This window comes from Peribacillus sp. NPDC097264 (assembly GCF_050277925.1).
GTDB lineage: Bacteria > Bacillota > Bacilli > Bacillales > DSM-1321 > Peribacillus.
In genome coordinates, this window is the sequence record NZ_JBNNSR010000001.1 from 305,287 (window position 1) to 329,180 (window position 23,894).

General features: G+C 39.4%; 16 protein-coding genes and 1 pseudogene. 8 read left to right on the plus strand and 9 right to left on the minus strand.

Translation table 11 applies throughout. The features are described 5' to 3' along the window. Positions 1 to 365: 365 nt before the first annotated feature. Both ACQKL0_RS01540 and ACQKL0_RS01545 read left to right on the plus strand, forming a co-directional pair. The gene (locus tag ACQKL0_RS01540; RefSeq protein ID WP_402954659.1) at positions 366 to 1,001 is read left to right on the plus strand and encodes a YigZ family protein; all 636 of its coding nucleotides are present in this window, start codon (positions 366 to 368) and stop codon (positions 999 to 1,001) included. 161 nt (positions 1,002 to 1,162) lie between these two features. Then, complete coding sequence (locus tag ACQKL0_RS01545) at positions 1,163 to 2,185, plus strand: LCP family protein (protein ID WP_402954662.1); 1,023 nt, start codon at positions 1,163 to 1,165, stop codon at positions 2,183 to 2,185. Positions 2,186 to 2,336: 151 nt separating this feature from the next. Here ACQKL0_RS01545 and ACQKL0_RS01550 read toward each other — a convergent pair whose 3' ends face one another. From ACQKL0_RS01550 to ACQKL0_RS01560, 3 genes are all read right to left on the minus strand, one after another. After that, positions 2,337 to 3,389 (minus strand): glycosyltransferase family 4 protein, encoded by a 1,053-nt coding sequence (locus tag ACQKL0_RS01550; RefSeq protein WP_402992091.1) that lies wholly within the window; start codon positions 3,387 to 3,389, stop codon positions 2,337 to 2,339. Between the two features lie 72 nt (positions 3,390 to 3,461). Then, positions 3,462 to 4,568 carry a glycosyltransferase family 4 protein gene (locus ACQKL0_RS01555; protein WP_427685850.1) on the minus strand — a complete coding sequence of 369 codons (1,107 nt, stop codon included), beginning with the start codon at positions 4,566 to 4,568 and terminating at the stop codon, positions 3,462 to 3,464. A gap of 19 nt (positions 4,569 to 4,587) precedes the next feature. Beyond that, positions 4,588 to 5,331 carry a WecB/TagA/CpsF family glycosyltransferase gene (locus ACQKL0_RS01560; RefSeq protein ID WP_427685852.1) on the minus strand — a complete coding sequence of 248 codons (744 nt, stop codon included), beginning with the start codon at positions 5,329 to 5,331 and terminating at the stop codon, positions 4,588 to 4,590. Positions 5,332 to 5,442: 111 nt separating this feature from the next. Between ACQKL0_RS01560 and ACQKL0_RS01565 the strand changes: the two genes are divergently transcribed. The 3 genes from ACQKL0_RS01565 (at position 5,443) to ACQKL0_RS01575 (ending at position 9,632) form a co-directional block, all read left to right on the plus strand. Beyond that, complete coding sequence (locus ACQKL0_RS01565; RefSeq protein WP_427685854.1) at positions 5,443 to 6,870, plus strand: O-antigen ligase family protein; 1,428 nt, start codon at positions 5,443 to 5,445, stop codon at positions 6,868 to 6,870. A 4-nt stretch (positions 6,871 to 6,874) separates the two neighbouring features. Beyond that, positions 6,875 to 8,401, plus strand: a complete 1,527-nt coding sequence (murJ, locus tag ACQKL0_RS01570) for a murein biosynthesis integral membrane protein MurJ (RefSeq protein ID WP_427685856.1) — start codon at positions 6,875 to 6,877, stop codon at positions 8,399 to 8,401. 88 nt (positions 8,402 to 8,489) lie between these two features. Then, entirely contained in the window at positions 8,490 to 9,632 is a 1,143-nt protein-coding gene (locus tag ACQKL0_RS01575; protein ID WP_427685858.1) for a glycosyltransferase family 4 protein, read from the plus strand. A 13-nt stretch (positions 9,633 to 9,645) separates the two neighbouring features. On the opposite strand, the gene tagH is transcribed toward ACQKL0_RS01575, so the two are convergent. From tagH to ACQKL0_RS01605, 6 genes and pseudogenes are all read right to left on the minus strand, one after another. After that, a complete protein-coding gene (gene tagH / locus ACQKL0_RS01580; protein ID WP_402870547.1) occupies positions 9,646 to 10,443 on the minus strand; it encodes a teichoic acids export ABC transporter ATP-binding subunit TagH in 798 nt (265 codons plus the stop codon). Between the two features lie 15 nt (positions 10,444 to 10,458). Further along, positions 10,459 to 11,268, minus strand: a complete 810-nt coding sequence (locus ACQKL0_RS01585; protein WP_427591471.1) for an ABC transporter permease — start codon at positions 11,266 to 11,268, stop codon at positions 10,459 to 10,461. A gap of 3 nt (positions 11,269 to 11,271) precedes the next feature. Then, positions 11,272 to 12,474, minus strand: a pseudogene (locus ACQKL0_RS01590) (CDP-glycerol glycerophosphotransferase family protein); the annotation flags it as partial. A gap of 177 nt (positions 12,475 to 12,651) precedes the next feature. Continuing rightward, positions 12,652 to 14,190, minus strand: a complete 1,539-nt coding sequence (locus ACQKL0_RS01595; protein ID WP_427685860.1) for a glycosyltransferase family 2 protein — start codon at positions 14,188 to 14,190, stop codon at positions 12,652 to 12,654. Between the two features lie 74 nt (positions 14,191 to 14,264). Continuing rightward, positions 14,265 to 17,594 carry a CDP-glycerol glycerophosphotransferase family protein gene (locus ACQKL0_RS01600; RefSeq protein WP_427685861.1) on the minus strand — a complete coding sequence of 1,110 codons (3,330 nt, stop codon included), beginning with the start codon at positions 17,592 to 17,594 and terminating at the stop codon, positions 14,265 to 14,267. 347 nt (positions 17,595 to 17,941) lie between these two features. Beyond that, positions 17,942 to 20,098: a CDP-glycerol glycerophosphotransferase family protein gene (locus ACQKL0_RS01605; RefSeq protein ID WP_402954695.1), complete on the minus strand. Its 2,157-nt coding sequence runs from the start codon at positions 20,096 to 20,098 to the stop codon at positions 17,942 to 17,944. A 389-nt stretch (positions 20,099 to 20,487) separates the two neighbouring features. On the opposite strand from ACQKL0_RS01605, the gene tagD reads away from it, so the two are divergent. The 3 genes from tagD (at position 20,488) to ACQKL0_RS01620 (ending at position 23,883) form a co-directional block, all read left to right on the plus strand. Further along, the gene (gene tagD / locus ACQKL0_RS01610) at positions 20,488 to 20,886 is read left to right on the plus strand and encodes a glycerol-3-phosphate cytidylyltransferase (RefSeq protein ID WP_402954698.1); all 399 of its coding nucleotides are present in this window, start codon (positions 20,488 to 20,490) and stop codon (positions 20,884 to 20,886) included. Further along, positions 20,879 to 22,051, plus strand: coding sequence for a CDP-glycerol glycerophosphotransferase family protein (locus ACQKL0_RS01615; protein ID WP_427685864.1), 1,173 nt, complete (start codon positions 20,879 to 20,881; stop codon positions 22,049 to 22,051). Before tagD ends, ACQKL0_RS01615 begins: the two co-directional genes overlap by 8 nt. A gap of 110 nt (positions 22,052 to 22,161) precedes the next feature. Continuing rightward, positions 22,162 to 23,883, plus strand: a complete 1,722-nt coding sequence (locus ACQKL0_RS01620) for a transglycosylase SLT domain-containing protein (protein ID WP_427686044.1) — start codon at positions 22,162 to 22,164, stop codon at positions 23,881 to 23,883. The last annotated feature ends 11 nt before the right edge of the window (positions 23,884 to 23,894 follow it).

Sequence of the window (23,894 nt, forward strand, 5' to 3'; positions counted from 1 at the left end):
TAAGAAATCTCATTATCCCATACAACTTATCCTAATCAAACAAAATTGAATATTCTACACCCTTAATTATTATACGAAACAGAAAATTACTAAAATGGCATAATTCCTTATATGCATGAACTCTATCAGGAAGAGTCAGGAATATAGTCCAAAACGCATTGATTTAGCCATAAAGATATTCTTTTAAGCATAAAAATACAACTACGAAAGATTTACAGTCAATAAAATTAATTATAACACGTACAAATTTTTCTTATATTAAAGTTTCTTTACACATGTTTAATTTACGTCAAACTTCGTTGCCACAATTCAAGCTAAGATTTATAATTAATCGATTATATAGAAAGAACGAAGGTGGAAAAGTCATGCTCCCTCATTATTTAACGGTAAAAGGACGAGGGGAACACGAAATCGTCATTGAAAAATCCCGGTTCATTTCCCATGTCGCCCGAGTCGAAACAGAAGAAGCAGCACAGGCCTTTATTCAGGAAGTAAAGAAAAGACACAAAGATGCAACTCATAATTGTTCAGCTTATATGATTGGCGAACAAAATCAAATCCAAAAAGCCCTTGATGACGGCGAACCAAGCGGAACAGCAGGTGTACCCATCCTTGAAGTCCTTAAGAAGAAAGACCTCAAAGATACGGCTGTTGTGGTTACCCGTTATTTCGGAGGCATCAAGCTCGGTGCAGGCGGCCTCATCCGCGCTTATAGCAAAGCCACTTCAGAAGGAATCAATACAACAGGTGTGGTCGTTCGGAAACTAATGCGTGTGATGTCCACAAGCATCGAGTATACGTGGCTCGGAAAAGTGGAAAATGCACTACGCTCCTCTATTTATCAAATGAAAGATATCCAATATCTTGATCAAGTCATTCTCCTTGTTTATGTGGAGGAAGGACAGAAGCAGGCGTATGTAAATTGGATGACTGAGCTGACGAATGGCCAGGGAAGTATAGCAGAAGGCGAGATTCTATATCTGGAAGAGGAACTCCTGTAGGACGTGTCATTTCCTTTTTTTACTATTTTTCACTTGAAAAAGAAATATTTATTTTACGAATTCATGATATCCATGTAAAATTAACTGTAATACTTGACGATATATATTGAAGGATTCGAAGAATAGCGGGTTAAATCTGCTATTTAAAAGGAGAAGAAAAGATGTCTACTACTAGACGTGTTTATAAAATTAAAAAAACAAAGAGAAAAAGACGTAAAAGACTTTGGCTAGTTCTAGTCCCCCTGTTGGTTCTCGTATTAGGCGCCACAACGTATGCCGCTAGTTTATATGCGAAAGCACAGAACGTTTTCGATGGTTCCTACGACCCTGTTGAAGCTTCAGCGAAGCGGGATGAAGCAATAGACCCGCTCGAAGACAACTTTTCTATCCTATTTATTGGAATCGACGATAGTGATGAACGGGACTACCAAGGAAATTCACGATCGGATGCCCTGATTTTGGCTACATTCAATAAAGATCAAAAATCTATTAAACTTTTGAGCATCCCACGTGATTCATATGTGTACGTCCCAGAAAAAGGCGTGACCACGAAAATCAATGCGGCACATGCAGCAGGTGGGCCAAAAGCTACGATGGACACAGTGGAAGAGTTGTTTGATATCCCGGTTGATTATTATGTCAGAATGAACTTTAACGCCTTCATTGATGTTGTCGATTCTTTAGATGGCATCGAAGTCGATGTGCCTTATGAAATGCATGAAATGGATTCTCATGACAAAAAGAACGCCATTCATTTAAAAGAAGGATTACAGACAGTCGATGGTGAAGAAGCATTGGCCTTTGCCCGGACACGTAAGCAGGACAGTGATATCCAACGTGGTGAACGTCAACAGGAAGTCTTGAAAGCCATCATCTCCAAAGCAACTACGGTTGGCGCCATATCAAAGTATACCGATGTAATGGAGGCTGTAGGCGACAACATGACAACGAACCTTCAATTTTCACAAATTAGAGGCTTCATCAAATATGTGACGACGGATAATGGCCTTAACCTCGAAACGGTCAAGCTTGAGGGTACCGATTCGAACATTAACGGAACGTACTATTATCAATTAAATGAAACCTCCGTTGAAAACATTAAGCTGCTTTTAAAATCCCACATGAACCTGGGACCGACAAAGACTAGCAGTCAAGCAGATGCCGCAGAATCACAGATTGAATAATGAAAAAGGGACTCGACCTCGAGTCCCTTTTTCATTTGACTGAGCTAGAGATTCCTCCCCCATCTGCCCTTTAAACTCCATAAATCACAAGCTTGTAAAAAGCGTAAAATAAAGAAAAGGCTGTCCTGAAAAATCAGGAACAGCCTTTCGTTTATTTTTTCATATTACGTGCATTAAGCATTTTCAACAGTGGCTGGTAATTGGAACCGACCAGCCCGATTTTCTCGACCAATATCTCAATGAGCACGAGGATACCGGCTACAAGTATCAACGCTCCCCATAATGTCGCAAAGGAGAAGATGATCGCAGCGAGTCCAAAGCATGCTGCTAATGCATAAATGAGTATAACCGTCTGCTTATGAGTGAAACCTAAGTTCAATAAGCAATGATGTAGATGCGATTTGTCAGCTGCCGAAATCGGTTGCTTATTGACAAGCCGGCGAATGATCGCAAAGAATGTATCCGAAATGGGAACACCCAAGATGATGATCGGGACAATCAAGGAAATCATCGTGACGTTTTTGAATCCAAGCAAGGAAAGTACCGCGATGATGTACCCCAGGAACAGGGCACCTGTATCCCCCATGAAAATCTTAGCTGGGTGAAAATTGTATTTCAAGAACCCAAGTGTGCTACCAATGACAATCAAGGCAATCGTCGCAACAAATAAATCTCCTTTGATAAGGGCCATCGTCGCGATGGTCACCAAAGCGATCGTCGAGACCCCACCTGCAAGTCCGTCTAGGCCATCAATCAAATTGATGGCATTGATGATGCCGACAATCCATAAAATCGTGATGGGAATACTGAAGATCCCAAACTCAAGCTTATCCGTGAAAAATGGAAGATTAATAAATTCCACTTCAAGCCCGCCCCATAACACGATGATGAGAGCAGCTAAAATCTGGCCTAAAAACTTAGGCGCAGCCCTTAATTCATATATATCATCCGCAATACCAATCAAAATGATGACAAGGGCGCCGACCAACAGTGGCAACTGCCCTAAAAAATCATCCGTGAAAACCAGTACAGTAATTAAAAAACTCAAGAATATCGCCAAACCACCCATGCGTGGCATAATTTTTACGTGAACTTTCCGCTCATTCGGTTTATCGGTTGCTCCAAGTTTAAAGGCGAGTTTCCCGACAAATGGAGTCAAAAGAAGAGATAAAAAGAATGCTACAAATAAGGCCCCTATTAACATCAAGAACCACCTCTATTCAACTTAAAATCTAATACCCTAATAATCTATAAAACAAACTATATATGTCATTACTTAATTTTTATTCATCCTCAAATAAATATTATATATGTTTTCAGCTAAAATCTCTATAGGAAAGTTGTTTTTTGCAAATTTTTGTAAGTTAATTCCTATCTTTGTCAACTTTCCGTCTTTTTTCAGGAGGATGGCCTCGCGGATGCTTTCCGTGATTTCCTGGACATTGCCCACCTGGGTAATCCAACCATGTTCTCTATCGGGTATGAGTTCCTTCACTCCTCCGACATCACTCGTAAGGGCTGGCAATCCAGCCCTCGCGCCTTCCAATAAAACAAGCGGAAAACTCTCGCTTATCGAAGTCAGCAAGGTCAGATCTGCCAAAGGATAGAGCCTTTCCATATCATCACGGTACCCTAAAAAGAACACATGGTCAGATAATCCCTTATCCAAAACCACCTGTTCTAATGCACGCCTTCTTCTGCCATCTCCAACAATCAAGAGCCTTATATGAGGAAAATCAGAAACCATGTCAGCTACTGCTTCCAAGGCGAATTCATGCCCTTTCACCGGTTCAAGCCTGGCTGTCATGATCATGACGAAATCATCCGCTTCCAAACCGAATTCCGCCCTTTGATAAGGTTCGTCTATCTTCTGTTCAAAATTTATGCCATTCATGATTTTCGTGATTCTGGTGGGTGATATTCCCTGACCAGTCAATTCATCTTTAAATTCATTGGAAATCGCCAATAGATGATCCGCTTGCTTTAATGACAATAGATGCAAGCTTGTATAGAGCTTCCCTTTTAGCCCCATCCCTAAAAAATCATAAGCAGGGGAGCTGTGTACAGTAAGGACCCACGGACATTTTACTAACCGCTTTAAAAGCACCCCGTAAATATTAGCCCGTGGTCCATGTGTATGAATGATGTCTATATGATGTAGACGGATAAAGTTCCGTAAAGGTTTCAATATGGTCAGATCAAATTTGGATCGCTGCCTGAAAATTTCGGTTTGAATGCCAGAGGCCACTGCCTGACGATACAATTCCCCTTCTTCAAACACGCCAAGCAGGCACTCTTCTTTATTTAGTTGATTCAGCAAGGACAGAATATGAAACATACCACCGCCGGTTTCATTTCCAGCGTTTAGGTGCAAGATTTTCATCCAGTCCACTCCTTATTGTTTAGGAACGCTGTACCTTTCTCCTTATCCGCCTGACCTTCCATACGAATTGTGGCAACACCAGCATCCGCTTCCATCGGGAAGGCTCCTGAATCAGCCGGTACATCCATTCAAGACGCATTTTTTGCCACACAACGGGAGCCCGGTTCACCTTCCCTGCGAGAACATCGAAGCTTCCGCCGACTCCAATGAAAAGCCCTTTCTTAAACAAGGGATAGTGGAGCGATGTCCACTTTTCCTGCCGTGGAAAGCCTAAGGCCGTCAAAACGATGTCCGGTTCAAGATCCGCTATCGATTTCGCCAAAGTTTCATCCTCAATATCAATATAACCGTGATGATGGCCGACCAGGTTTAGTCCAGGATACTGCTGTTGGACTTTGGCGGCCGCTTTTTCAATCACGGATTCCTCCGCCCCCAATAAATACACCTTAAGTGCTTGTTCATTGGCAATGGAGAAAAGTTCATTCATCAGGTCGAACCCTGTAATTCGCTCCTGTAGTGGCTGATCCAGCCATTTGGACGCCATAATGATACCTATGCCATCCGGGGTAATGTAATCCGCGTTCGTAATGATGTCCTTATAATCCTGATGTTCATTTGCATACTCCACAATTTCGGGATTTGCCGTTACGACAAACGTTTTTTCTTGATTTCTCATTCTTGGATACAGCATCTGATTTATAAATTCATCCATATTCGTATCTATAAAGGGAATCGTTAAGATTTCCACAAACTTCTCGCTCATATTTTTTCAGCCTTTCATATGTACTATATATTTAGAGGGTCAGGAATTATTCAAGGTTTTTCTCATACACATCTTATAACGGAACCTTCATGCAAAGGTGGTTTATCGTCATTGAAGCTTCTTGAAAAATATTCACTGCCCATTCTGATCGCGTGCCTACTCTTCCCATTAGCCATGCCTAATCCGATTGTCGGCTACGCCGCAACCGCAACGCTGGTCGTTTTTGCATTCATCCATAAAAAACATCTGCTATTCATTCTATTCATGTACTTCCCTGCCCGACCCTTATTCATGGAACTAAATAACGGATTAACCTATACCGGGGACCTCATCATCCTCATTTTATTTCTTTCTGTGCTGATTGAAAAAGTGAAGAATAAAGAGTGGTCCACCGCAAAGTATCATTTTACAGTTCCATTTTTGTTGTTCTGCTTAGTCGGTGTGATCGCCGCATTCATGACCGGTGTGGATCTCATTCCGATTTTATTTGAACTACGGGCATTGCTCGTGACCTTCTTGCTCCTCTACATTATCGGTGAACTACATCTAGAAAGAAAGGATATCTTACTCTTTTTAAAGGGGATGCTCCTATTTGCGGTCGCACTTTGCATTCACGGTTTAATCGAGAAAGGTTTCTCGCGCACGATTCTCATTCCTGACAGTTGGGGCGCATGGGATCTCCCTCCGATAAACAACATGAGAATTTATGGAGCAGCAGCCAATCCCAATGTATTTGCCTTATTTTTAGGGATTCAGTTCTTTTTTAGTTTCTTTCTCTTCCAAGCTGCCAAAAAACATAAAGTCTGGATTTTTCTTTCGTCCGCCCTGATATTCGGGACCTTATTATTCACCTATTCCAGGGGTACGATGATTGCATTCGGGATGGCCTCTCTCCTGTACATCATCCTGACAAAAAACAAACCGCTTTTTCTATATGGATTGGGTTCATTCCTTTGTGGCCTGCTTCTCATTTACTTTCCCATTTCATTCACATCAAGCAATGATGATCTGTCCGCCTCCGTTCCTGTCGACACGATGATGATAGGGAGCCTAGCTCCCGAAGGTGATCAGGCCCTCTCCAAGCGGTTTTCAGAGATTTATTCTGATGAGAGCTTAAGCCAGAGTACAGAGTGGGGTCGGTTATATGTGGTGATCAAAGGATTGGAAATTTTCAGGGACCATCCTATAATCGGTACAGGGCTTGCGACTTTCGGAGATTCCGCCACCCTTTCCTTTTCATCGCCGATTTATCAGGAATACGGAATTGGCGAAAACATGTATACAGATAATCAATACATCCAGGTTTTGGTCCAGACCGGCCTGCTCGGCTTGGCGGCCGTTTTCGGATTTGTTTTTTTAACCTATCGCACACTACTTCACAGCAGCAACCGGTCGGCGGCCACTTTCACCATCTGCCTATTGCTGGCAGCGCTTATAGCCGGACTTTTTTACAATATCCTTGAAGATAAGACATTTACGCTCTTCTTTTATAGTTGTTTAGGCTTTTGTTTACAAAAGGACATCTTTTCAAAGGGTTGAACCTATGCCTGCACTTTCACATGTTGTTAAATCGGTAGGAATCGTCACCATCATCGGTGCCATTGGAAAAGTCCTGGGCTTTGGGCGGGAATCCATCATCGCTGCGTACTTCGGTGCATCATCGACGGCCGACATCTTCTTTGTCGCAAGCCTTATTCCGACCATGCTATTTACCGCACTCGGCAGTGGCCTTCAAGCGGGTGTCATCCCTATCTATTTGGAGAAAAAAGAGAGAAACCCAAGAAAAGCCGATGAATTCATCAGTGTTTTGGGCTCCTTTTTCGTGATGGTTGCCATCATCCTGACCCTCCTCTGCCTTCTCTTCACAAAGCCGCTCGTCTGGATGGTAGCCCCAGGGTTCACGGGTTCTGCACTCGAATTAACGGAAGTATTGACTAGGATCATGCTGCCAAGTTTACTGTTTTTCACACTTGCCTACATGGCAACAGGAATCCTGCAAGCCAATCAACGTTTCCTGCTTCCCGCCTTCACGTCAACGGCCCACAATATGGTGATCATTGTAGCCACGGTCTTATTTGCAGCACCCTTTGGTGTGAAAGGATTGGCCTGGGGATTTTTAATCGGGGCCGCCAGTCAATTCTTGATTCAATTCCCGGCATTAAAAAAGGACCATTTTCACTTGGTGTTTTCTTTTAAATCACATAAACGGGAAATCATTGAGGCATTGTCGATGTTTTACCCGATCATCATCGCGGCATTGGCACTCCAGCTGAATAGTGTCGTCGACCGGATCATCGCGACCTCACTTGAGTCAGGAAGCGTGTCGGCCCTTAACTATGCAAACCGGCTGCTTTGGCTGCCACTGAGCATTGTCCTTACACCCATCATTACCGTACTGTATCCTTCCATCGTCGGTCGTGCCCTTGAAAGTTATCGTGCTTTTCTCACTCTTACCTTAAAAGGGCTGAAGGCACTTGCCTTTTTATCAGTCCCCTTTATGATCGTCATGTTGGTCAGTGGGAAAAGCTTGATCGCACTTGCCTTTCAACGTGGTGCCTTTGATGCGTCCGCAACAGACACCACCTATGCCGCTTTCTTCTTTTATGCGGCAGCCCTTCCCTTTTTTGCAGCGAGGGATTATTTGATGAATGCCTTTTACGCCTTGAAAAAAACGAAAATGGCGATGTATTCCTGCTTGAGTGCCGTTTTACTGAATATCCTGCTCAGCTGGGTGCTATCGCGTTTTCTCGGTGTCGGAGGAATCGCCCTTGCAACAGGCCTTTCGATGCTCCTCCAATGTATCTTCCTGTTCAGCTTGCTACACGTGAACACGACAAAAGCGGATGCATCCTTATTCACTGACATTCTTCAAGAGATGGGCAAGCTTTTGGTCATGGGTAGCATCCTCTATGGAATCGCTTCATGGCTTCATCCATATAGTATAGAGTTTCCGATTTCCCTTGAATTGAGTATGATCACCGCTCTCGTATTCGGAGGTTATCTCCTTCTATCCTTCCTTTTTAAAAGCAGCAGCCTGCAGATTTTAAGAAACATCCGTTCAAGAAATTAAAGAATTTGGATACTCACCATTCAAAAGAAAGGATCATCGTATGAACATTTTGATGACAACGATATTTTCCTATCCCCATGAGGGAGGCTTGTCCAGTCACATCACGACGTTGAAAAGCGGCTTAGAATCGATGGGACATACGGTGGATGTTTTATCCTTCTCGCACTTGCCGCCATTCAGGAAAACGCTTCTTGCAAAAGCCCCTGGCTTTCTATTGAATTCAATGAAAAAAGGAAGCGGACAGCTGTTTAACGACCGGCAACGGATGAAATTATTGACTGCAACCATTAAGAAATCCACGAAAAGGTACGACATCATCCATGCCCAGGATATCTTTGCGACCCTTGCTTCCATTGAAGCCGGAATCCCGACGATCCAAACGGTGCATGGATATTATTCATTTGAGGCAATTAGCAGGGGCGCCATTTTCGAGAACAGCGAGGAGGACTTACTGCTTCAAGAGTATGAAAGAAAAGCTTATCGTTCAGCGGCAAAAGTCGTGACGGTCGACCGGCGCATCAAGGAATACATCGGCCATGCTGCACATGTCGAGGCCACCACAATCAAAAACTTCATTGATGTCACTGCTTTCAAACCCAAAACCACCAACCGGGAAGAAACGCAAAAACGATTCCTAATTCCTTCACATAAAAGGATGCTTCTCGTCCCAAGGCGGATGACGGAAAAAAACGGTGTCATCTACCCCCTTCTTGCTCTTCCAGAAGTGCTGAAAAAGAATCCTGATACGGTGTTAGTCTATGCCGGGACAGGGGAGCAACAAAGCAAGCTTGAAGAAACGGCAACAAAGCTTTGTCTACAAGAGTCCGTGCTCTTCCTCGGTTCTGTTCCCTATGAGAAAATGAATAACGTGTATGGCGCTTCTGATATCGTCCTTATCCCGAGTGTCCATTCACACGGAGTGGAAGAAGCCACCTCCATTTCAGCCTTAGAAGCGATGGGCTCCGGGTCACCCGTCATTGCCAGCAGGATCGGCGGACTTAAAGAAATCATTACAGATGGGGAAGACGGACTGCTAGTGGAGGAAAAGAATCCCGTGGAACTCGCTCAAGCCATTACAATGCTGCTTAACGATTCCTCCCAAGGCGAGAGGCTCGCCATAAAAGCCAGAGAAAAAATCGAGCTGGAATACTCTCATCTGGCAGCCGCCAAGCATTTTATGGACGTCTATCAAGAAGTGCTCGACACAAAAACAGGCAGACCCAAGTTTTGAGTCTGCCTGTTTTTTATACTGTTGCTTTACTGCGTTTTTCCATTTGCTCTTCGCGATATTTTTTTTGTTCCTTTTTGGACATCGCTTTATATTCCTTCAAGAACGTTTCATATTGTGGCATGACTTCTTTCATCGTGCCATATGCTTTAACTTCCCCATATTCGAGCCACAATGCCTTCGAACAGAACTTCTTCATCTGACCGATTGAATGGCTGACGAAGAACATCGTTTTGCCTTTTTCCTTGAATTCATTCATCTTTTCCAAGCACTTTTCAGCGAAGTTTTTATCGCCGACCGATAAAGCCTCGTCAATGATCAGGATATCCGGGTCGATATGCACCGAAATGGAGAATCCAAGTCGTGACTTCATCCCACTTGAATAGGATTTTACCGGTTGATTGATGAATTTGCCCAGTTCCGAAAACTCGATGATTTCAGGCTCCAGCTCTCGGATTTGCTTTTTATCGAATCCGAGCATCAGCATTTTCAATTCGATGTTTTCTCTCCCGGTCAATTGATTATTAAGACCGGATGAAACGGCAATCAACGCCGTCTTACCATTGGTCACGACGTTTCCATCCGTTGCCGGCACGATTCCGGCAATGATATTCGATAACGTGGATTTCCCTGAGCCATTGACCCCGACAAATCCGATGACGTCACCTTTTTCCGCTTCAAAGCTAACGTTTCTCAGCGCATAATACTCTTCCCCATAGCTTTTGGGCAAAAGGAGGTCGAGAAGCTTTTCCGAGTTTTTATTATATAATTTATATTTCTTCGTTACGTTTTTGACAATTACCGATTTTTCCAATATCTCACTTCCAGTTTACTTAAAGTCAACAAAGCGATCTCTAAATCTAACATGCAGCGAGGAACCTATCAAAAAGAAGACGAGTACGACTGCCCAGAAATAAAGTGTGTATTCCCAATGACCGATGAAGTACCATGATTCCCCCAACAACGAAGCGCGATACCCTTCCACTATATAGTATAGGGGATTTAGCTTCATAATACTGACGATCGTCGGATGCTGGGTCGCATTTAGTATCCAAAGGATGGGTGTTAAATAAAACAAGATTTTCATCAATGACTGGATCATATTGTGTACGTCACGGATGACAGTCGATAACGTCGACGTGATCAATCCGAACGAAAACAGCAACGCTACCGTTGCAACGATGTAATATGGCAGTTGAACGATGTAAAACGTCGGGACATATCCCGTGAAAACTAAAAGGATGATGATGACTGCTAGTAACATAAAGTGCTGATACAACTTCGCAAAAATGACATAAGAAGGAATGACACTCATGGGAAAGTTCATCTTGGACACCATATTCAATCTCGAATAGATCGATTTGGACGCCTGGGTCGTGGCTGGGTTCACGAAGAACCAGACGACAATCCCCGCCATCAGCCATGGTAAGAATGGATGGCCATCTACATCTTTACGATTGAAGATCCCGAATCCGAACACGAACCAATAAATCGCAATCTGAATCATCGGATTGATGATTTCCCAGAGGATCCCCAGGTAGTTATTGCTGTTGGCGCTTTTCATTTCATAGGCTGACAAGCGTCTAACCAAATAAAAATTATTGATTTGTTCTTTTAAAACGGTCAAAGCTGAACTCATATATTACACAGACCTTCCTAAAAACACTTTTTCTACGATACGGCGTGAAGCCTGACCATCCTCGAGTGCACAAAACTTCTCATGGAACTGATCCAACTCTACGGGCTTCTCCAATTTCATCGCCTTGATGCTTTCAATGACAGCATCCGACGACCTTACTAACGGACCTGGTGCGGTCCCTTCAAAATCGAAATAAAACCCGCGAAGCTTGTCCCTGTATTTTTCAATATCATATACATAGAACAACATCGGTCGCTGTAAATTTGCGTAATCAAAGAAAACCGATGAATAATCCGTTATTAATAAATCTGAAATGAGATACAAATGGCTAATATCCTCATAACTCGATGCATCGTAGGCAAAGCCTTGGTAAGCCGACAAATCCAAGTTCTCGGAAATTAAATAATGAAGACGGAGTAAAATGACATACTCCTCCCCTAATTCCTGTCTCATTTGATCCAAATCCAGCTTTATTTCAAACTTATATTTTCCTTTACTATAGAACTCATCGTCTCTCCAAGTAGGGGCATATAAAATGACCTTTTTCTCGACCGGTATCCCGATCTTCTGTTTCAATGAGTCGATTGTAACACGATTATTCCCATTATACAGTAAATCATTGCGTGGATAACCGGTTTCTAGAATTTTAGAGGGGTCGACATTAAAAGCGCGCGCAAAAATCTCGCTGGAATAGGCATTCGGAGAAATCAGATAATCCCATTTGCTTGATTCAGCATGGAAATTCTCTTTATAACTCTCCGTCGTCGTCCCAGGCATATGGACTTCCTTCATGTCTGACGCAAGTTTCTTCAATGGTGTACCATGCCAGGTTTGTAAATATACGGTATGCTTTGGCTTGGGAATCCATAGCGGCATCCTGCTATTCGTCACCCAATAATGGGCACGCGTCATCTTAAGCAACCACCCTACCGAAAATCGTTTGAGGTGTGGAATGCCCGCCTCTTCAAACAGCGCCGTATACCTTTTGTCGACACTCCAATACATTTTATATTCAGGATGGTTACTCTGCAAGTATTCATATATCGCACGTGGATTACAACTGTATTGTTTTCCTAAAAAGCTTTCAAAAACAACAAGCTTGTGATTGACGGGCAACACTTTCCCTGCCATGCTGAATGCCATTTTATATGCTCTAAAAAAGATGGCTTTCAAACTTTTTTTCAATATGGATAGCAAGGAAGGTTTATTCGGCGTTTTCGGTTTTTCAATTGACATATATTTTCTCCCTGTTTATTGAGTAGTAGTAGTGGTGGTGATTGAATGCTTTAACCCAGAGAATAGAACCTACTTCTTTAAAATATTCAAAACTAAAAATAAGCTCGCCCATATCAGGGAGAGCTTATTTCCGTGTACACGTAACAGCTACTCCAAAGACTTTATTGCTAGTCCTAAATTATTTGCCACTGTTGTATAAAACTCCACATTTTTATTATTATAGATCATCTTATTTTTCAGGATCCTTTTAATATTCACCAATTGATAATCATTATAGCGAATGAATACTGCAAATAATGACTTTTCCATTCGATCAATTTTATCTAAAGAAACAGTGAAATGACCTCTATTATCTTCTATTTGGACTTCACAATTGATTTCATTGTCAATTCTTTTTCTATCACGTATCAATACAGAGTCTATGTTATCTAGATCATCACCATAGATCTCAAAACTCTGATGATAGACATTATCCATAACAAAGGAATCTATTGCACGAGCTAGCATCGGTATCCTTACGTAGCGATAATCATCTTTCAGAAATGGAAGTTCATAATAAGGTAAACCATCTATAATATGATATTTTTTATTGGGATCTCGTTTTAACCATTCAAATAACTTTACGAAATCATCAATACGATCCTCCATAAATAAATCAATGGCACATTTATAAATAGGTTCTTTAAATTCATTCTTAAAGTCATATGACAGAGCTTTCGTTGTTTCGACAGCTTCCCTTAATATTTCTATAAAATCATTTTTATGCTTAGATTTCACAAAAGTTTGACTATCGAACGTTTTTACAATATCGTACTCATAAATCCGGTTAAGAGCCGCCTTTTTCAATTCATTGGCAATATCCTTGGATTGAATATATCTTATTACCTCTAGATCCGCTTTTCTTTTATCTAACACATTCGTAGCACGTGTTAAGGACGATGGGTTCTCAGAAGTTCTATTGACATAATAAATAGGTTTTTTAGTAGTTGATACTGCTCTCACTTTAAAGAAAACATCCGTAAAAAACCATTTATCTTCACCAAATTTCAAATTAGGAAAACCAATTTCATTTTCTTTAACCATAGGCAGTTTCATCATTCTAGCCGTTGGACCCATATGATAAAAAAAGTGTGGAACATCCATTGGGGTAATACTTCTTCTTTCTTTAATGGAAGCAAACTCACCTATAACACTCTCTGACTTAGATTCGACTTTTACCGTTTTCCCCACTACATAATCATCGCCTGTTTCTTCGAGGATGTTATAGAGGGTTTCCAATCCATCATGAGCAAGCCAGTCATCCGCGTCTAAAAAAGTTATATATTTGGATGTCCCCAATTCTATTCCAATATTTCTGGGGGTCCCAGGTGACCCATTATTTTCTTGTAGGGTAACTGAACAGATATTTTTATACTTAGCTGTATACTCTTGAATGATTTTATTAGTCCCATCTGTCGAACAATCATCAATAATGATATATTCGATCTGATCTATACCTATGGATTGATTTACTACTGAATCAATCGTTTTTCTTATGAATTTTTCGGCATTATAAGCAGCAGTAACTACAGTAACTTTTCTAACTTTTCCTAAAAATTTATTTCTTAAGCTTGAAGGATTATTTTTTATAAGAAAATTACCGCTCTTTAGAAGTTCCCTCGCTTTTTGACGCACCAAAAAATTCATTCGATACACTCCTTTTAAGTCTAAAGTACATATTTCAATAAAACAGCTATTGTACTATATACCCTTTTAAGGAATCAATTATCAAAGAATTTATCAACGATTCTTTTCGCTGCCTGTCCATCTTCTATTCCACAATACTTTTCTCTAAATAAACTATATCTTGTTTCATATTGCCTATTGATTTCATCAATATTGGTAATGGATTCAATAATATCCTCAGTCGTTTTAAGGAATGGCCCTGGTGCTTCACCTTCAAAGTCAATATAGAATCCACGGATATTATCTCTGTAATCTTCCAGATCATAGGTGTAATACAAAATTGGACGAGCCGTATTAGCAAAGTCAAACATGACTGATGAATAGTCAGTTATCAATATATCACTAATTAGGTAAAGTTCCTGTATATCTGAATACTTGGACACATTTATAACAAAATCTTCATACCCTTCTGGAATTTTGAGCTTGTTACTAATCACTACGTGCATTCTTAGTAATAGAACATATTCATCCCCAAGTGCTTCTTTCATTTTCTCTAAATCTAAATTTAAATCAAATGTAAATTTATTATTTTTTGAGGTTTGATTATCCCGGAAAGTAGGAGCATACAGGATAACCTTTTTCCCTTTCGGTAACTTCAATCTATCTGTTACAACATTAGCAATCGTTGAAACGTCTTCTCTATAAAACAGATCATTCCTCGGGTAGCCAGTTTCTAATATTTCTCCTTCATAACGGAATGCACTCCTGAAGGCATTAGAGGCATACGAGCTTGGTGACACTAAGTAATCCCATGTCTTTGTTGCACTGTGCACTCGATTTAAATATCCATCATCTCTACCTTGAATATTTTCAATGTCGAATTGCATTTTTTTCAAAGGTGTACCGTGCCATGTCTGTATATAAGTAGTTTCTTTCCTTTTACTTAAATACGTAGGGAAGTTTTGATTATTTACCCAATAGCCTGCTTTCGCTAAGTAATAATAATATTCCGGACTTAAACGTTTTATCCGTATAGTATTCTTATCCTTCAGAGGTAAATTACTGTTGTAAACCCAAACCTTTTTATAGTTATTATCCCTTTTCACTAGTTCTTCAAAAATGTACTTAGGACTATCGGAATATTGCTTCCCGATTCCACTTTCAAAAAGAATAAGATTTTGATCAACTGGAATGGTTTTAGACATGATTTTATATACTTTCTTCATAACAGGGAAGTAATATTTACTCTTTCTAAAACGATTCATTAAGAGCTTGCTAACCGGATGATTGTAAATTTTCACTGCCGTCTTTTCATCTTTGCCTACATTTTGAATGACTTCAAAGATTCTCTCACTAGCATGAACATCACGATATTTAATAAAGCGGTTGGCTCTGTCAATGTACTTATTCTCCATTGTAAAATCATTTTTGACATACTTATCAAGTATAGCAAGCAGTTCATCCAATTCATTACTGATTTCACCCGGAAGATCGTTATCTAAATCCAAATGCGATGGTCTTCTCCCTATGAAACGATCTCTATCAAATTGATAGTAAATCACTGGCTTATGAAGGAAGCTAAAGTCGAAGGCCACACTAGAATAATCCGTTATCATAATCGAGCTTTCCTTAATTAACCTTTGAACGTCCACTTCTCCCTGACTAATCACCCTTACTGGGGCATCTTTAAAATAAGAAGTGAATTTCTGCATATTGGGGTGCAAGCAAAATATGATTTCAAAGCCGAAATTCTTAGAAAGAGCATGTAAAAACGGATGATTTACTAATTCCTGATAACGCTCAAAATACTCGCTTTCCAAAAAGATTTCATCGGATGTAATCCAATCTCTCCAAGTTGGAATAATCAACAGTTGTCGTTTTACTGATACATCATTATTAAAAAGGGAATCAAACCTAGATAAACCCGTAGCAAACACTTCTTTTTCATTGTAGCCAAAATCTGTAACAATCATATTCTTTTCAAAATCTGAACTCACTAGAAAAATATCCGTTTTGAAACCAGATGTTGAGTTCTTCCCGTAATTAGCCACCATATTTTTTGTGCCCATTACACCATGTTGAAGAAAGACTTTAATCGACTTAACCCGCTTTTTAAAGGTAGACGTTCTTAGAGGGTATAAATAATCTGGATGATGTGAAGAAATAACACGTGTCGATTCCAATGTCTTTTTAATATGTTCCTTGGATTTGAAGTAGAGTACATTTCCAAGTGGCTCTACGTTCTTAGCTTCAACAGAGCCTTCTTCAATCACATAATAAACTTCTTTATCCGGATGATTCTCTCTCATATATTTAAAGAAATGATATCCTGTATCCTGTGCTTTATAAATTCTTTCACCAATCAGCCAGACATCTTTCTTCTGTTTAAATACATTCAGGAATCTTCTCCATCCCATTTTCCTTCTTAGATATTCATACGTATCTTTCGGGAAGTTAAACACTTCTAAAGACAGATTGGAAGCTTTAAACGTATAGTACGGATTGATAATCGCAACGGTACGATTTCTACTAACGTTGGTCTGTTTAGTAAATAATTTAGCTCGAGTCGTTGGTCTCCCAATACGGACCAGCTTCGGTTCTTCCTGATCATGTAACTGCAGCCTCATATAAATATCATATACATCATCTTCTAAGGATTCACTTACTATTTGTTCCAGATCTAATTTAATATTATATATATAGCGATTCAGACCAAACTTCTTTATATTCATTTCTTGGTTATATATAAAAGAAATATCTGCCTTATACTCTTGATCGCTTTGTCGTCCTTTGATTACACCTTCTCCAGATAAAATTTTTGAATGTCTAGTGAAGATTTGACCATCGATAAGCATCATTTTTGGTTTATTGATTATTTTTTCAATTTGAGATTTTATCGAAGTATTAGGTGTGACATTCATATAAAGAGACAAATTCCCTTTTTTAGTTATAGAGAATATACATTGTCTATCTTTATTGTTATAAAAATCTAATTGACCAATGTTCGTCTCCTGGAAACGGCCAAGTCGAATAAGATATTCAATATTTAAATGCCCATCAACTTCTACACAGTCGGCCCCATGCTGCACTTTGAATAATGTCTTTTCTCCAATCAGTTCAACAGGAACGGTGACCTTTATATAACAGTCATAAACAGCTGGTTCATCCTCTTGTAAACTTTGGATTAAATGTTTCAGGTTCAATTCAAAGTTAAAGTCAGATGAAATAACAGTTTCAGCTATTTTTACTTTTTTTTCTTCATCTTCTCTAGAAAAAAGCCAAAGTTCTTTTGCACAATAATATTCTTTAGAGAACTTCCCTTTGATCAATACAAAATCTTTATCTTGGGTAATGGTCAGACTTTGTTTTAATTTAATTTTAGGAGATTTTCTTGCTTTCCCTATTCTAAAAAGCTTGTTTATCATGGCGAACCACCTATAATTTATTATTTAAAAAGAACTATTTTAAAATATATACTTTAAAATCATAAACTTTTTTCATATTTTTCTCAATGTTGATGATAATAAGGTCCAATTAGCCAGGCGGATCCTCATTTAAGATATGTCGTTTGCCTTCTAAGTAATTAACTCTATGCAGAAGAGTACATTATATAATGTAAATCACTAAGACAGACATTTAAAGTAATTACTCAATAAAATTTGTACATACTAAAGTAGAAATCAGAAAGTATCACCAAAACACGTACTATGTAATAATCCACCGAAAGGACATTGTTTTCAAATTAAAAAGACCCGCTGTCAAAACAGCGGGGTCATTCACGTTCCACATCCATGGTCACTTTCTCCGTTTGCACAAATGCCTCTACGACACGTTTAGTTGATTGTCCACATTCAAGATAACAAAACTTCTCATAAAATTCTTCAAATCGTTCACTTACCTTAAATTGCCTACTTTGAATATCTTTCACACCGGCAATAAGCTCTTCTGTCGTTTTTGTCAGAAGGCCCGGTGCCTTTTCTTCAAAATCAAAATAAAATCCCCTTAAGTTATCACGGTAATCTTCAAGATCATATGTAAAGAAGATTATCGGTCTTCTTAGGTTTGCATAATCAAAGAATACAGATGAATAATCAGTTATAAGGATATCCGATATTACATACAATTCTCGAATATCTTCTAAGTGGGAAAAGTCATACGCAAAGCCTTCAAATTCAGTAAGGTCCATATTTTGGCTCACTAAATAATGCATACGCATAATAGTAATATAGGAGTCGCCCAGCTCTTCACGCATTCGCATTAAATCCAACTCTAGATTGAATCTGTATTTCCCTTTCCTGTAAAACTGATTATCTCTCCACGTAGGGGCATACAAAATAATTTTTTTATCAAGTGGCAGATTGAATTTCCTTTTAAGATCATTTATTGTTTCTTCGTTATTAGAGTTCTTCAGGAAGTCATTACGCGGATAACCTGATTCAATCACGTCCTTATTAAATTGAAACGCCCGTTGGAAAATTTCCGTTGAATAGGCATTTGGTGACACTAAGTAATCCCATTTACCTGCCTCTTTTAAGAAGTTCACTTTATATTTACTGGTATTTGTTCCAGGCATATGTACTGCGTCCATGTCCATAGCTAGGCGTTTAAGTGGCGTACCGTGCCATGTTTGCACGTAAATCGTGTGCTTCGGCTTTGGAAGCCATATCGGAAACCGAACGTTATTCACCCAATATTTCGCCCTCGTCATAATTAGAAGCCAACGTATTGAAAATCGTCTAACATACTCGACGTCTTTTTGAGCAAAATAGTTCATAGAAGCACGGTTCACACTCCAAATCAGCTTATAATCCAGACAATGTTCCTTCATATATTCGTAAATAGCCCTTGGACTATCACTATATTGCTTTCCGTGGTAACTCTCGAATACCACCAGCTTCTTATTGGTTGGCACCAACATCCCGATAACTGTGAAAGCAGCTTTGTACCAGCTTATAAGCCGCTTGCTTCTACGAATTTTCACCCATCTCTTTTTAATCCCTTGAACAACCTCAGCTTTGAGGTTATAACGGGAAACGGAAAGAGATAAGTACTCTGAGACTTTTGTCGATTTAATTCGCAGCTGTACCTTTTTGTCCTTCACCTTTAAAATATATCTAACAGGAAGACCTTGAACCGAATTGCATTTCATTCTTAAACTCAACAGCTGTTTCTGAACACCATTGATTTTATAATCAAGCACCATGTAAAACGAAAAGTGCTTAACTTGTTCTAACTCTAATTCCTCCAGGAGATTAACTTCACCTTGAAAACCTATATTTTCGGGTAATTTACTTCCGATATACTTTTTGCCCTGTTCAGCGCGATTTACGCTTTTTAAAGGAACCATCCTTTCATTTTCCGTTAAATTATCCTTAACGAGCAGCGTCATCTGACCAAACTCATAACCGTTTATTTGAAATAATGGTGGATAATTAAAATAACCAGAAAATTGAATAGTTCCATCCTTTTTTACATGTAATTCATCGAACATAGAAAATAGTTTATAATCACTCGCACAAAAAGAAAAATTCCCCTTTTTAGTAGTATAAGGATAAACCATTTTTTCTAGGTCTTCTTGTACAATGGAATACAGATTTAACTCGTGCCCTTTGCTTTTAATTCTAGACTTAACCTCGTTATTATCCAATATCCTTAAAATATGAAGGTCCCATATTTCGCCTTCAACGAGCTTCTCTATATCTGAACTGAATGGCACCATTATTTCAAACAAATCAAAGTCATTTAGTTGATCCTTTTTCACAAAATCCAAGTACATACTATTATCTTCATTATATCTATTCGTTATAACAAAAAAGAAATCTTCCACACCTTCCAAGTACGTCTGCTTAATGACCACTTCAATGCAATAAGCATCTTTATCTAAGCGCACACTAATTATCTTTCTATTTTTTAGTAAACTATTCTGCATCCGTAATCTTTTCTCCTCCCAAACTAATATAAAGAATATTGCGACTATTATAAAAACACGAAGTTCAACGAAGCAGTCCCCATAATTCTTCCACTTAAGAAATACTTAAAATCCACTTTTCAAGTAATACCATCATAACTTAGAAATAGAAATTTTTGAATTACGTCAGGAAAAAATGTAAAATTATATCCAAGTTGATTAGATATGTTATATCTTCAACAAGATTGTAAAAATTTTGTGGTTCAATTGTAAATTTAATAAGGTATAATTAGGTGTACTGCTTACTATCTAAAAAGTTTAAGAATAGTGCTTTACTATTGATTCCTTACTATTTGACCATTCAGATTTCTGCTAAATATATAAATTCACAAGTACAGGAGGAGAAAATCATGAAAAAAGTTATAACTTACGGAACCTTTGATTTACTTCATTGGGGACATATTAATCTACTTAAACGCGCTAAAGATTTAGGAGATTATTTAATCGTTGCTATTTCCACGGATGAATTTAACGCATTAAAAGATAAAAAATCTTACCATAGCTTTGAAAACAGGAAAATGATTCTTGAATCCATACGATACGTAGATGAAGTCATTCCGGAAAATACTTGGGAACAAAAGAGAGAAGATATCATTCGTGAAGGTGTAGATGTTTTTGTCATGGGCGATGATTGGAAAGGCAAATTCGATGAATTAGCTGAAGTTTGTGAAGTCGTATACTTGCCAAGAACTATCGGAATATCTACTTCCCAAATCAAAGATGACCTTTTAAAAGTTACAAATGGCTAGGGAAATTGCGATAGAGATTTATTTATTAGGTTTCAAAGTTCTATTCTCACTTTTCAAGCTATTTCCATTAAGAAATAAAACAACTTTCGTCACTACATTCGGAGATAACTGCCAGTACATTAAAGATGAAATGGACAAGCAAAACATTTCTTCCCGAAAAGTTATTCTAACGAAGGCAGGCAGCCATATACAAGTAAAGGACGATGGGACAACCATCGTCCTTCCGTTTGAGACCAAGAATATTATTGCCTTAATCCGGTCCATTTATCATCTGGCTACATCCAAATGGATCATTATGGATAACTATTTTGGTTTTCTCTCGACAGTAACCTTCAAAAAGCCTGTAAGCCTTGTACAAGTCTGGCATGCGGCCGGTGCCGTCAAGAAATTCGGCGCCAAGGACCCTTCGATTGTAGATCGTTCAGCTAGGGCCAGAAAACGTTTTTTAAGCGTCTATCAACAATTCGATTATGTCACGACCGGCTCAGATAAAATGGCCGGGATTTATCAGGAAAGTTTTCAGTTACCGGATTCCCATATAATCAGAACAGGAATTCCGCGTACCGACTTCTTTTTTAATGAAGGTGCAAAGCAGGACGCAAGACGGGCACTGTTAACTAAATATCCCGAACTTGAGAATAAGAAAATCATCTTGTATGCTCCAACTTTTCGAAATGCCGACTTAGTCTCGGGAAAGATTGCACTCGATTTAGCTTTGCTTTACAAAGAGTTACAAAGTGAAAATTACGCGTTATTGCTCAAGCTTCATCCAGCTGTAACAGCTGAACATAATGTCATGCATCAGTTTCCTGGATTCGTGTATCCCGTTACCGGCGATTTTCACGTGAACGAGCTTCTCGTAAGCACCGACCTTCTCATAACGGACTACTCATCGATTCCGTTTGAGTTTTCCCTTTTACAAAAGCCCATGATCTTCTTTGCCTATGACTTGCAAGAATACGAAGAAGAGCGTGGATTCTGGGAAGATTATGAGTCCTCGATGCCAGGACCCATCGTCGAAACAACAGAAGAACTTCTCGAGAAAATTCGTACAGCTGATTACCAGTTAGAAAAAGTCGAACCCTTCAAGCAAAAATGGAATCAATATTCAACCGGGAATTCGAGCAAAAAACTGGTCGACTTCCTTTTTTCCTCTGGAAAATAGACTCTTTAAACCACTCCATTAAATACGTGGTGGTTTTTTATGTAAATTCATATATTTTCTGGTAGAATACTAGTAACACAGACTATTTTACTAGGAGGTTCCATTTCTTGATGCAAGCTAAAAAACTTTTTCTTACCCTCTGTACCCTTTTTCTCTTCGTTGCCATTCTACAGCCAAGTTCAACGCATGCCGTTTCCAAAACGGAGACCGCTGTTACGAATGCGGAAAAGGCAGCGTCCACTTTATATACGCTGAGTTATCTCCCTGGTAAAGCGACCGGGAAAAACCTACCCGAAAAAGAATATAAATCGGCAAACAGCAAGTATGCAATCGCTCAAAAGGAAGTCAATAAGCTATCCAATGGCAAGGCGAAAACCAAGTATAACAACCGTCTAAAGAAAGTGAAGACAAAAGTAGACATTGGAAAGGTATATATCACTGCAGTTAAAGCCGGAAAAGAAATAGACAAAAAAAGGGTGAACCTAGAAAAGGCTTTGAAAACCGGCCCCTACTCTCAATCCGCTCATACAGCATACCTTTCCCTTGTAGCCACCTTCGATAAGCAATCCAGTAAGGTCACTCAGGTAAAAGGAACCAAGACAAAAGAAAAAATGAAGTCACTGTATATCAAGCCTGTCGAACAGCATAAAAGTACGCTACAAACGGTTTCGACCGTGAAACAGGCCATTAACGATACCAAGAAACATATGAATGCTACTAGCGCAAAGATCCTCCCAAATTATAAAAAGGTGATTCTGCATATCGATACGATTTCCAATGCAAAACAAAAAGCACAGCTGAAGAAGGAATTTAGCGCCATTCAGAAGGACCTTGCCAAGAAGGAATTCTCTAAGAAAGATCAACTTGGCGAATGGATGGCCCTTCAATCTGACTATGATAAGGTAGATGGCCTTATCTCTCGGGGAAAGTCAGATGCAAAGGTCCCGCAAATTCGTGATTCCATTATGAAAAAGATAAAAGCCCTTCCTTCTGAAAGAAACTTGTTGGAGCAAAAACTAACGACCATCATGTCCGACATGTTTCTAAGCACGAAAGAATTAAAAACCTTACTAACGAAGAAGGCAATCGAAAAGAACATTCCACCTGAGGTTGTTAAAGCCATTGCCAAAACGGAGAATGGAAAGTGGCACCAATTCACGAATGCCGGCGACGTATTCACAAGTTCGGATAATGGGTATGGAATCATGCAAATCACGCCCCAATCCAAAGAAGATAAAAGCTATGACTGGGATAAAGTAAAGTATGATACGGAGTATAATATTCAGGCCGGCGTGGAGATTCTATTAAAAAAATGGGACTATGCTAATGCGAAGAGGCCTGTTTTGCCTAAGGTCAATCACTATAAAACAGACATTCTTGAAAACTGGTACTTTGCCATCATGGCCTATAACGGTCTATCCGAACGGAACCACCCGGCTGCAAATGCTCCCTATCAGGCGAAGGTCTATCATTTAATTAATCAACAAGCCTTTGTAAATCCTTATGTCTTCACCAAAGATGATGTAGATATCAAGGTGAACGACAACATCCTGAATTTCCAAAATAAGCTGTCTTATCAAACACCTAAACAAATACAATCCGCTCAGCTCTATAAAAAAGGAGCTTCATTCACGTTAAAGAAGGATACGCTATTTAGAAATGAGCCTTCGACAACCAGTTCCAAAAAGCAAACATTTAAAAAGGGAACGACATTCAAGATTGTAGAAAGCTCCATAGAGGACAACAATGCCGCCAACTTGTTCAATTGGTACAAGGTCCAAGTATCAGGTTCGAAAACGACTTGGTATATCGCCTCATCCAATGTTCAATAAACGAAAAAAAG